Genomic DNA, 12,001 nt, shown 5'->3' on the forward strand with positions numbered 1-12,001 from the left:
CGTGTTGTTGAATGTGATATATATTTTGAAAATAGGCCTCACTACTTCACCCCACGCATGAGTTTTTGCACAGGTCTGCGCCACAGGAACAGCGCGATGCCGGTCACGATGGAGAGCACGCCCATCCAGCTGAAGTACGGAACTTCGGTCTCGAAACTGTAGAACTGGGCAAACCATCCGGAAAGCACAGTTCCCATCGCAACGGACGTCCAGTAGAGTGCCATCATGTTCACCTTATAGGCTTCGGGCGCGAGCTTGGTCGTGAGCGAGGTGCCCACGGGCGAGATTGTAAGTTCGGCGATAGTGCATACGAAGAGGATCAGTACAATCCAGCCGACATTTACGCTCTGCACACCCGCCTGGGCGAGGAAGATCCAGAACGCAAGGCCGATCACCACAAGAGCGATTGAGAACTTAGTGGTTGTGAAAGGCTGTTTTTCGCCCAGTTTCGTCCACATCGTGGCAAATCCTACGCCCAGAATAATAATGAAGATGGGGTTAATGGAGTTAACCAGGGTTGGCGGGAATTGTATGCCTAAGATATTCCAGTTCAACCGTTCATCCGAGTAGACGGCCATGACGGTGAATTGCTGTTGGTATAGGCCCCAAAACACGGCGTTGGCAATCCAGAGGGGAATGAAGGCCCATACCCGCGAGCGTTCGTCGCTGGTTACGTTCTTGGCGGTGAGCAGTTGGATGAAAAGCCCGATGGCCCCAACGGTAATAGCAGCCAGAACCCAGTCTTTGAGGTTGGTTGGGGTCATGATCCCCAGCACCACCATTATCGCTACTAACGCGGCGAAAATCGCGAGAATCCCGGCAAAAATACCCTTCTGGCGTGCGGTAAACGGCAGGGCGACTTCGTGCACCGATTTGGGCAGGTTCTTGCGGGTGAGCGCATACTGAATGAGTCCTGCCGCCATGCCGAGCGCCGCAAGTCCGAAGCCAATGTGGAACCCAAACGTTGTGCCCTTGAAAGCTTCCCATCCCCATCCGGTCAGTGCTGGGCCCAAGAGCGCACCAATATTTACACCGATGTAGAAAATGGTAAATCCGGCATCGCGTTTGGTGTCTTCTTTGGTGTAGAGCGAACCGACCAGAACCGAGGCGTTACTCTTGAGCCCGCCCGAACCAATAGCAACAAGGAGCAGACCAATTACCACACCGGGAACTCCCGGTACGAATGCGAGAGCTATATGACCCGCCATAATACCGATGGCGGAGTAGAACAGAGCACGCTCGGGGCCTAGAATGCGGTCACCAAAGATGCCGCCAAGAATCGCCATGAGGTACACAATCGCGCCGTATGCGCCAATAACGCCGGTTGCCGCCGATTTATCTAAACCCAAACCGCCTTCGGTAATGCCGTAGTACAGGTAATAGAGCATGAGAACCTGCATGCCGTAGAACGAAAATCTTTCCCACATTTCTACGGTGAAGAGGTTTGCAAGCATCTTTGGATGCCCAAAGAAAGAGCCGCCGGTGGAAGGCTTCACTTCCGGGGCGGGCGTTATGGCTGACATATATTTCTCCTAGGGACCAAACTGTAATCTGAGTGTTCTGGATTATATTCTCCCTAGTATATACCCATATTAATGTATAGGTATACAAAAAATTTTCCAGAGTTAAACAAAAATAGTGAGAGATGCTGTATGAAATATCGTGGGAAAACCCTCACACTGGGCGTGTGTCGCCGACATAAAAAGTACCTTGATGTGAATAAAAATAAAACCAACAATTTTATTCACACCAAGGCACGTGTTTGTTTATAAGAGGTCGGAGCAGACCCGCTACTTCACATCGCGCATAAGTTTCTGGATGGGCGCACGGCAGAGGAAGAGGACGATACCAGCAATAACCGAGACGGCACCCACCCACATAAAGTAGGAAACCTCAGTGTCTTGGCTGTAGAACTGTGCGCACCAGCCCGCGAATGCGGTACCCATCGCCAGCGAGGTCCAGTAAAGCGCCATCATGTTCACCTTATAGGCTTCGGGCGCGAGCCTAGTGGTCAGCGCCATGCCCGTGGGTGAAATCGTAAGCTCGGCAACAGTGAAGATGAACATGATGATAACCATCCAGTAGACCGCCACACGAGAGACACCCACCTGCGTGAGGAAAACCCAGTATGCTGGGCCGATAATCACGAGCGCGAGCGAGAATTTGGTGGTTGTGCGCGGCTGCCGATCGCCCAATTTCGTCCACATGGCGGCGAACCCCGACCCCAGAAGAATCACGAAAATAGGGGCAAGGGAATTGACGAGGGTCGGAGGAAGATCCATTCCCAAAATATGCCAATCGAGCCGTTCCTCAGAATAGATGGGAATGACCGTGAACTGCTGCTGGTAAAGTGCCCAGAAAATAGCATTGGCAATCCAAAGGGGAATGAACGCCCATACCCGCGAGCGTTCGTTGCTGGTCACGTTCTTTGCGGTGAGCAACTGTATGAAAAGAGCTATGGCCCCGATGCCGACCGCGCTTACCACCCACGTGGCGAGGTTGCCTGTAGTCATCCAGCCCATCATGACCAGCAGGAATGTTATGAGAGCTACACCCGCCAGAACACCGGCTAAAATGATGTTCTGACGTGGGGTGAACGGAACGGTTACTTCATGCACCGATTCGGGCAGGTTCTTGCGGGTGAGCGCATACTGAATGAGTCCGGCCGCCATGCCTATAGCCGCGATTCCGAAGCCGAAGTGGAAGCCTATCCAACCCCATCCCCAGCCGGTCAGCGCCGGGCCTAAAAGCGCGCCGATGTTGATGCCAATATAGAAAAGCGTGAACCCCGCTTCGCGTTTGGGATCGTCTTTGCTGTAGAGCGAACCGACCAGAACCGAGGCGCTGCTTTTGAGACAGCCCGAACCGATCGCGACCAGAAGAAGACCGGTGATCACACCAGCGGCACCGGGCATGACCGCAAGAACAATGTGCCCCGCCATAATGCCGATAGCGGAATAAAAGAGGGTACGTTCGGGCCCTAGGACGCGGTCACCCAAAATACCGCCGAGGATCGCCATGAGGTAAACGGTTGCACCATACGCTCCCATAGCGCCAGTGGCTGCTTCTTTTGGTATCCCTAATCCGCCGTCTTCGATAGAGTAGTACAGGTAATAGAGGGCAAGAACCTGCATGCCGTAGAATGAGAACCGTTCCCACATTTCCACGGTGAAAAGATTGGCGAGCATCGGTGGGTGCCCAAAGAATGTTCGCGGCTTCTGCGCCGCTGGTTGTGTGGCTACCATAAAGCCTCCCAAGAATACACAGACCGGAAGTGTTCTAGGTTATATTTCCTCAGTGTATACCTGTGAAGTGTATATGTATACAGAAGCCCGTGCAGAAATTAGGCATAAATTCCGTATTTACTCTGCATGAAATCTCATATCGAATGGTGGGGCTGGGGTGTATTGCGTGCACGCGCGCGTGCCTTATGACCTCAAAATTTGTAGAGTTGAAGATGTATCTCACGAAACTATAGAGGAGAATTCCATGAATAACGTACCCCAGGTAACCCCTGCCGATGTTCCTGCCGGTGCCAAGATTATTGATGTGCGCGAAGACTACGAATGGGAAGGCGGTCACGTTGCTGGTGCCCAGCACATTACCCTAGGAACGCTAACCGAACGACTTTCAGAGCTGCCCAGCAAAGATGAAGAATTCTATGTGATCTGCCACGGTGGCGGGCGTTCAAACCGTGCGGCTGAATACCTGCGCCAGAACGGATACCAGGCGAAAAATATTGCTGGCGGAACAAGTGCTTGGTTCACCGCAAAGCTGCCCATGGAAAGCGAAAACGGGCAGGAACTTGCCGTCGTTCACTAATGAATCTATACCTTAAAATTTTGGAATATATACATTTTGACTAGTATATATAGCCAAAATAGTATATAAGGATGCGGCACCCCAGCCCCCGAAATGGCTGCCGGTGCCGTATCCTTTGTATTTGGGTCGAAGCCACGCCGCTCAAGACCGACGGCAACGCACTCTACAATAGGAAACGTGATTCTTCAGCCCGATCAATACCCAACGCTGCATGTGCGTGCCCTCGACTTTGAGATAACGCCCGAGGCTGCATACCCCGTGATCGCTGCGGGTGCTCGGTACGCCTATTGGCTTGATTCTGCACGAGAAGAATCGCCTATGTCTCGCGTCTCGTATGTGGGTGTCGTCCCGCATTGGGCGGCTGTGTTGCGCATCGAAAACGCACGCGAGGCAACAAACCCTACACCTTGGGATGCCCTCGATACCGCGCTTGCCAGCGTGCCTAAACCCGATAATATCGCCGAGCTGCCCGAAGGCTTGCGCGGTGGTTACGTGGGCTATTTCGGGTACGAGGCGCGCGCCGCCCTGCACCCCGGGCGCATCGGATACACACCCCGGCACACGGCGCAAACCCCGGATTCTCTCTGGATGCCCGCCGTGCGGTACCTGACCTATGAACATGAAACCCGCCGCGCGTGGCTGCTGGGCGATAAACCCTGGCTTGAGAACATTGAGCCGCTTTTGCGCGAATTGGCGCGGGAAGATTCTTTGTGCGACGAGGCGCCAATCGATAAGGCGCTTAGCTGTGATAAACCGTTAACCCAGCACGTGGAGCATCTGCTTTTTGACGCCCCGGATTGTGAAAGCTATTGCGCAGATATTGAACGTGCACAATGGCATATTTATGAGGGGAATAGTTATGAGGTCTGCTTGAGTGCCGAAAGTACCGCGCGGGTAGAACATCCTCTCACGCCAGATCAGCTTTTTGAGCTGTACCGCACTCAGCGCAGGCATAATCCCGCGCCCTATGCCGCCTATTTGCGGTGTGGCGATTTCTCGGTACTTTCATCGTCTCCCGAGCGTTTTCTGATGGTCGATACGCACGGAAACGCCGAAACGAAGCCGATTAAAGGGACGTGCCCGCGCGGTGCGAATCCTCAGGATGACGCCGCTGCGGCTCACTGGCTGCAGCACGATGCGAAAACCCGCGCCGAGAACCTGATGATCGTCGATCTTTTGCGCAACGACCTCTCGACGGTGAGTGACCCCGCGAGCGTTCAGGTTCCTGTACTCATGGGTGTGGAAAGTTATGCAACGGTGCATCAGCTTGTTTCGACCGTCACCGCGCGTCTTAAACCCGAAATTTCCGCGGTGCATGCCAGCGCGGCGTGCTTCCCTGGCGGATCTATGACCGGCGCGCCTAAGCCCTCAACAATGAATATTATTGAGGATCTGGAGGCGCGCCCCCGCGGCGTATACTCGGGTGCTCTCGGATTTTTCTCGGCGGATGGCGGTGCCAATCTCTCTATTGTCATACGCACCTTGGTCGCGCACGATAACGGGCTTATAACCCTCGCCGCCGGCGGCGCGATTGTCGCCGATTCAGACCCGAACGCCGAGTACGAAGAGATGCTGACGAAACTACGCGCGGCGCTTCCACCGAGTGTGGGGCGTATTGTTGAAAAGGGTGTGAGTAAGCAGAGCGTCGCCGCGACCGACCAAGAAAACTCAGGGGTATCATGAATTTTGTCTTCGATATCGACGGCACCACCAGCTTTAACGGCATGGTGATCGAGCCCGCCATTGAGCGCGAAATTTATGCGCTGCTGCGGGCGGGACACCACGTGGTTTTTGCCTCCGCCCGACCGGTGCGAGATATTCTGCCCATGCTCTCTGATGGTGTGCGCACGCATAGCGGGCTGGCGCTGATCGGCGCGAACGGTTCGCTGCTGTACCGGGACGGGCAGCTGCGTGCGTGGGAACACCTAGATGCGCATAGTTATGCGAAAATTCGGGATCTTATCGAACGTCACGGGCTGCACTATATCGTGGACTCCCTGGATTCTTACGCCTTTGATTTGCCCGATGCGCATGTGCTTGTGGAACGGCTAAACCCTGAGGGAACGGACCGCCTAGTTTCCTTGAAAGACCTGGAGAATCCGGTCAAAATAATTCTGCTTGACATCAATAATCCGCATCTTTACGCCGAGCTTGAAGAGACTATTGCGAGCCTAAACCTGCATGTGACTAAGCATCAGGATGCCACCACGAGTATTGACCTGGCACCCGGGGGCGTGCATAAAGTTTCGGCTCTCCCGCAGGCGCTTGGCGTGCGTCCGGGCGAGAAACCCGCCCCTTATATCGCGTTCGGCAATGATATGAACGATGTAGGGCTGCTTGAGGGCGCGCAGTATGCGGTTGCGGTGGGCTCGCATGAGGCCCTGCTGCCGCTCGCAGATCTGACGGTGGATCCGCACCCGGATGCGGTCGCCGCCGCCATCCGCGCACTCGCCTCCTCGTCCGCCTTGTAAAAAGGCTCTTTATTTATATAAAGCGGGTTTTAACGCTTTATTCACTATCAAGGCTCTTTTGATGCGGCATGTTCGGTGCAGTCTGAAATCCGACGAATCATCGCAGAATACCCCTATTTCATATAATTTCGGCTATGCTCTAGAGGTGGTTTCACAAAACCATCTTTCCGCACACAATATTTGAAGGAGCATCACCGATGAGTGAAAACATTACGTCCGGTCAAGAAAAACCGCAGAATTCCCCGTCTGTTCAGCAAACTTCTTCTCAGCAGCCTATGATGCAGCCCGCACCGACAGCTTACGCCGCTGCAGCTTCAATACCAGCCACTCGCCCCAAAATTACGGCGTTGGCTATGACCGCTTTTATAGTCAGTCTGGCGTGCGCGCTCTTACGCCTCGTTGAGTTCGGTACCATGAGGTCTGCCATGAGCTCTTTGCAGACTGTGGCTGCGATGAATGGCGGGCAGTCACTCAGAAACTACAATACTCTAGAATCGTTTGTGTCCTTTATTTCTCTTCCGCTGTTCCTCAGCATTATTCTGTACATCCTGTTCGGTGTTTTCATCTACCGAGGATACAACTGGTCGCGTATCGTCATGACCGTTATTGCTGTTTTGGCCCTTGCCGGTATTGTTTTGCACACGTTTATCACATCGGCGGCTTTGAGCGGTATGAATGAAGAGAGGTCATCGCTCGCGCCCGGTTTTACGTCTTCCCTTTCCACACTCATTGTGATCTACGTGGTATTGTTTATTGCTAACGTTGCCCTGATTGTTTTCTTGTGGCTGCCCGGGACCAACAGGTTTATGCGTGATTCCAAGGCGTACCGTCTGGCACAGAATCCGATGGCTCAGCCCACAGTCGTACAGGCGCAGCCCGTTCAGCCGTACCAGAACTAACCTGCATATTTAGGGTAGTAGGTGCTAAAAAGGCTCTTTATGTGAATAAAGAGCCTTTTTTACACGGCAGAGAGCCGGGACGCACCCCTAAAGCATAGCCCTGGACGCCCACCGCCAGCCCGTGCCCGGGGTAACCCGCTAAACTTGAAACATGACTAAACTTTCCGAAACCCTGCCTATTGAAGAAGCCCGCGAACGTCTGCGCCAGCTCATCTCCGAGCTTGCCGTGGTGCGCGGTAAAGTGACTCTCGCCTCCGGGAAAGAAGCCGACTACTACGTCGACTTGCGCCGTATCACCCTGCATCACGAAGCGTCGCGCCTGGTCGGTCAGGTGATGCTCGATCTGCTCGATCGCAACGGCATCGAGTTTGAGGCCGCCGGTGGTCTAACGATGGGCGCCGACCCCGTTGGCTCCGCAATTATGCGCGCGGCGGGCGATCAGGACCGCGCTATCGATTCGTTTGTGGTGCGTAAGGCGCAAAAGTCCTACGGCATGGGTCGCCAGGTTGAGGGGCCTAGCGTTGAGGGTCGCCGCGTGGTCGCCGTTGAAGATACTTCCACCACCGGAGGGTCTGCGTTAACCGCCGTGGATGCGCTGCGCACAGCGGGCGCCGAGGTCGTCGCCGTCGCCGTCATCGTAGACCGTGCAACCGGGGCGAAAGAACATATCGAGGAGGTTGCCGGGGTTCCCTGCTTCTACGCCTACTCCAAGGATGATTTAGGGCTCGACTAGGGGCTTTATAGGTGCCCGCGCGTGCCGGTAGTTAGCGGCGTGCGGGCATTGCCGCACCGCATGCCCCCCCCCGAATCCTTCGCCGCGCATCCGGCACTATATGTACGCGCCATCAGAAAGAAACCATGAGTTCCCCAAGCCATCAGACCCCCCTTGACCCCTCAGATTCCGGGCAGGATTCCCGCGTGAACGAGCCTGCAGAACCGCAGAATACACCGCAGGAGTACCCCGAAAGCGAGGCTTTCGGAACGCCCCGGTTTGAGGTTGGCGTCGGTCCTTGGGAGGGCGAGTGGCCCGAGGGCGAGCATTGGGATGAACAGCTTCTGCGTGAGGGCGACCGCCGCAATGTGGTGGATAAATACCGTTACTGGAGCATGGAGGCGATTATCGCCGACCTTGATACGCGCCGCCACGATTTTCACGTCGCGATCGAGAACTGGCAGCACGATCTGAATATCGGTACCGTGGTGCGCACCGCGAACGCCTTTTTGGCGAAGGAAGTGCATATTATTGGTAAGAAACGCTGGAACCGTCGTGGTGCGATGGTGACCGACCGGTACCAGCATGTGCGGCATCACCCCACGATTGAGGACTTTGTGGCGTGGGCGCAGGGCGAGGGGCTGGACATTATCGGCATCGATATTTTTCCGGATTCAGTGCCGCTTGAAACCTATGATCTGCCGAAGAATTGCGTGCTGGTCTTTGGGCAGGAAGGCCCAGGGTTGTCGGAGGAAATTCACGCCGCCGCGCGCGATACACTCTCGATCGAACAATTCGGTTCAACCCGGTCGATGAACGCGGCAACCGCCGCCGGGATCGCGATGCACGCCTGGGTACGCCGCCATGTTTTCGGACAGAAACCTTAAAGCAAATACACCGCGAGCAGGTAGGATTTTGCTGAAAAGGTAGGAAAATCCTACCTGCTCGGACCAAAAACCACCTGCTCGCGGTGTCTATGGGGGAGTGGACCCTAGCCCACCGGAACGTTCACGTTCACGAGCGAGAAAAGATCCTTCGGATCGTCCGGGTTCGCCACCAAGTCAATGAACTGCTGCAGATCGGTACCCCGGGTTGCCTCGCGTGCATAGCGCAGTGCCGAGAAGTCGGCGATCGCAAAGCCCACCGAATCGAAGAGAGTAATCTGCTCATCCGAGACGCGCCCGGGCTCCTCGCCGGTCAGAACCTTCCAGAACTCCACCACGGGGAAGTCCGGGTCCTTCTGCTGAATCTCACCCTCGATGCGGGTCTGCGGCGGGAACTCCACGAACACGGTCGAACGATCCAAAATCTCGCTTTCCAGCTCGGTCTTGCCGGGGCAATCACCTCCAATAGCATTCAGATGCACACCGGGTTTCACCTGCGAATTTAGAAGCACCTTTGCCTGCTGTTTATCGGCGGGGCAGGGGGTAATAATATCGGCGTCTGCAACGGCCTCGTCCACGCTGGATGCGGCATGAATCCTGAACCCCAGAGGCTCTAGATTACGGCGGAACTTCTCGATAGCGGCGGGATCAACATCGTATACCACAAGGTCTTCGATGCCGAGGACGGCGCGCATCCCAAGGGCCTGGAACTCGGACTGTGAACCGGCGCCGATCATCGCTATCTTCCGCGAATCCTTGCGTGCCAGATGCTTAGCCACCATGGCAGAAACAGCGGCGGTACGAAGGGCGGTCAGCAGGGTCATCTCCGCGAGGAAGACGGGGTAGCCGTTATCCACATCAGCCAGTAGACCGAACGCGGTTACGGTCTGGTACCCGCGTGCAGGGTTTGAGGGGTGCCCGTTCACGTACTTGAAGGAATAGATGATGTTATCTGAGGTCGGCATTAACTCAATCACGCCGAAGGGGGTGTGGGATGCTACGCGCGGAATCTTATCGAAGCTCTGCCATTTCTTGAAATCTTCTTCCAAGAAATTCACCATACCGGCAATAATATTCCCAACGCCGTCACGCTGAATCCACTGTGCCATGGATGCAACATCAACAAATTCAACCCTGTGGTCGGTCACGATAAATCTCCTTAGTCGTGAGAGGCTGACATGAAATACTGGACCAGTATATCAGCGGTCAAATGTATAGATTATTACTGTGATGTATATAATATTCCCCGGAATACGCTGACAATATGCACGACATTATGTTCAGCGTAGTGTGTGCAATATCCGGAAAATAATGTGTGTAAAAAGCTACTTCCGATCCTCATCCGAATCATCGTCGTGTTCGGCAAGTTCCGTGAAGTAATTCTTGTACACGCCCTCATTCGAGAGCTTACGCGCCATCGGAGGAGCCGCAATCACCGGAACAGCGCCCGTGAAGCCCTCACGAACACGCGCAACCTCATTCACGCGATCGCGCACCACAAACCAACCAATAATGAGCAGCGGAATCACGAAAAGAAGCGAGATAAGAGTCCATGTGCCCACGGGGTAGTCGAGCGCCATCAGCACAATAACAATAGCCATGAAGGTCAGAACCGACCAGTCGGCAAAGCGCCCGCCGGGAGCACGGTACTCGGGGCGTGTGTACTTTCCTTCCTTAGCCAGCTTGAGGAACTTCTGGTGCGAGAGCGAAATAGCAACCCAGGACGCCATCGTACCGAAGGCCGCAATATTGAGCACGACCTCAAACGCCTGTTCGGGAACGACGAAATTCAGAACCACGCCGAAAAGCCCCACCACACCGGTCAGCAGAATACCCGCCACCGGAACGCCCGACTTAGAAACTTTGGTCGCGAACTTCGGCGCAGACCCGGCAACACCCATCGAATGCAGAATACGACCGGTCGAATACAGCCCCGCGTTCAGCGACGATGCGGCGGCGGTAATCACGACCAGCTGCATGATCGGGGCGCTCGCGGTCACGCCAATATTGTCGAAGAAGGTCACGAAGGGCGACTCGTCATCGCTGTAGACGGTGTACGGCATGAGCAGGCACAGCAGCACTACGGCGCCCACGTAGAAGATAGCAATGCGCCACACCACGGTGTTGATAGCGCGCGGAATAATCTTCTTGACGTCCTTTGTTTCGCCGGAGGTGGTGCCCACCAGCTCGATACCGGCATATGCGAACACCACGCCCTGCACGACGATTAACGCCGGGAGAATACCCTGCGGGAAGAGCCCTTCATGCGACATAATCAGCGGAATACCGGGCTGCACGCCGTTGATGGGCTGTCCGAAGATGAGGTACCAAATACCAACCGCCATGAAGGTCAGCAGCGCCAGAATCTTGATGAGTGCAAACCAGAACTCCAGCTCGCCGAAGAGCTTAACCGAGACCAGGTTCAGGGACACGGTCACAATCACCACGATGAAGGCGGTGAGCCATTGCGGCAGGTCGGAAAAGAATTGGTTATATCGCCCAAACCAGGCGATATAGATAGCAATTGCGGTCGCATCCGCTACCGCCGTCATGGCCCAGTTGAGCCAGTACAGCCAGCCGGAGACGAACGCCGCTTTTTCGCCGTAGAATTCGCGGGTGTATGAGACGAACGAGCCAGAGGAGGGGCGGTGCAGGATCAGCTCGCCCAGTGCGCGCAGGATCAGATAGCCGAAGAACCCGCAGACGGCGAAAATGATCGCAAGCATGGGACCAGCCTTTTCGAGACGCCCGCCTGTCCCCAAGAATAGACCGGTACCGATAGCGGAACCGATCGCAATCATTTGAAGTTGTCGAGCGCCTAGCCCCTTGTGCAGACCTTCCTGCTCATGAGCGAAGGCATCTTCGTGGTCTGGTCGCGTCATAGGTTTTTTAGGTGAATCGAGACTCATATTTTTCCTTATGACCTGCAGCGCCCAGCGGGAACGATGGTGTACCTTCTCAGAGCGCCACAATACGGTGTTGTTCCACGCGGATATATAGTAAATTCCGGAAGCCGCATGGAGTTTTTTAAGACTATAGCAGACCAAGTATAAGAATGTTACGGGGAGCACACCCCGATAATATGCGCGTCAATGCATAATGCACGTACTGCTGTGATGCCGGGAATATTCCGAAAATTGTTATTGAAATTTAATAAACACAGTTTATTCCTTGCTATAGCAGGGAACATAAAATTATCCCTGGCTCACAGAA

The 12,001-nt window shown here is 54.8% G+C and carries 10 protein-coding genes; 6 read left to right on the forward strand and 4 right to left on the reverse strand.

What is annotated here, in order from left to right; genetic code table 11:
* Positions 1–41 precede the first annotated feature (41 nt).
* Both HMPREF2625_RS02690 and HMPREF2625_RS02695 read right to left on the reverse strand, forming a co-directional pair.
* On the reverse strand, positions 42–1,523 hold the full coding sequence (locus HMPREF2625_RS02690) for a peptide MFS transporter (RefSeq protein ID WP_070521491.1): 1,482 nt from the start codon (positions 1,521–1,523) through the stop codon (positions 42–44).
* 267 nt (positions 1,524–1,790) lie between these two features.
* A complete protein-coding gene (locus HMPREF2625_RS02695; protein WP_070521494.1) occupies positions 1,791–3,245 on the reverse strand; it encodes a peptide MFS transporter in 1,455 nt (484 codons plus the stop codon).
* A gap of 244 nt (positions 3,246–3,489) precedes the next feature.
* Between HMPREF2625_RS02695 and HMPREF2625_RS02700 the strand changes: the two genes are divergently transcribed.
* The 6 genes from HMPREF2625_RS02700 to HMPREF2625_RS02725 all read left to right on the forward strand — a co-directional run bounded on the left by HMPREF2625_RS02700 (position 3,490) and on the right by HMPREF2625_RS02725 (position 8,791).
* A complete protein-coding gene (locus tag HMPREF2625_RS02700; protein ID WP_070521497.1) occupies positions 3,490–3,822 on the forward strand; it encodes a rhodanese-like domain-containing protein in 333 nt (110 codons plus the stop codon).
* Between the two features lie 177 nt (positions 3,823–3,999).
* Complete coding sequence (locus tag HMPREF2625_RS02705) at positions 4,000–5,505, forward strand: anthranilate synthase component I family protein (protein ID WP_070521500.1); 1,506 nt, start codon at positions 4,000–4,002, stop codon at positions 5,503–5,505.
* Positions 5,502–6,293 carry an HAD hydrolase family protein gene (locus HMPREF2625_RS02710; RefSeq protein ID WP_070521503.1) on the forward strand — a complete coding sequence of 264 codons (792 nt, stop codon included), beginning with the start codon at positions 5,502–5,504 and terminating at the stop codon, positions 6,291–6,293. The genes HMPREF2625_RS02705 and HMPREF2625_RS02710 overlap by 4 nt, the downstream gene beginning before the upstream one ends.
* A gap of 197 nt (positions 6,294–6,490) precedes the next feature.
* On the forward strand, positions 6,491–7,192 hold the full coding sequence (locus tag HMPREF2625_RS02715) for a C4-dicarboxylate ABC transporter permease (protein ID WP_070521506.1): 702 nt from the start codon (positions 6,491–6,493) through the stop codon (positions 7,190–7,192).
* A 151-nt stretch (positions 7,193–7,343) separates the two neighbouring features.
* The gene (gene pyrE / locus HMPREF2625_RS02720; RefSeq protein ID WP_013398063.1) at positions 7,344–7,925 is read left to right on the forward strand and encodes an orotate phosphoribosyltransferase; all 582 of its coding nucleotides are present in this window, start codon (positions 7,344–7,346) and stop codon (positions 7,923–7,925) included.
* 125 nt (positions 7,926–8,050) lie between these two features.
* A complete protein-coding gene (locus tag HMPREF2625_RS02725) occupies positions 8,051–8,791 on the forward strand; it encodes a TrmH family RNA methyltransferase (protein WP_070521509.1) in 741 nt (246 codons plus the stop codon).
* 104 nt (positions 8,792–8,895) lie between these two features.
* Here HMPREF2625_RS02725 and HMPREF2625_RS02730 read toward each other — a convergent pair whose 3' ends face one another.
* Entirely contained in the window at positions 8,896–9,936 is a 1,041-nt protein-coding gene (locus HMPREF2625_RS02730; RefSeq protein WP_070521512.1) for an ornithine cyclodeaminase, read from the reverse strand.
* A 177-nt stretch (positions 9,937–10,113) separates the two neighbouring features.
* Positions 10,114–11,697: an amino acid permease gene (locus tag HMPREF2625_RS02735; RefSeq protein WP_070521515.1), complete on the reverse strand. Its 1,584-nt coding sequence runs from the start codon at positions 11,695–11,697 to the stop codon at positions 10,114–10,116.
* Positions 11,698–12,001: the final 304 nt, after the last annotated feature.

The organism is Rothia sp. HMSC064D08 (genome assembly GCF_001809525.1).
Classification (GTDB): domain Bacteria; phylum Actinomycetota; class Actinomycetes; order Actinomycetales; family Micrococcaceae; genus Rothia; species Rothia dentocariosa.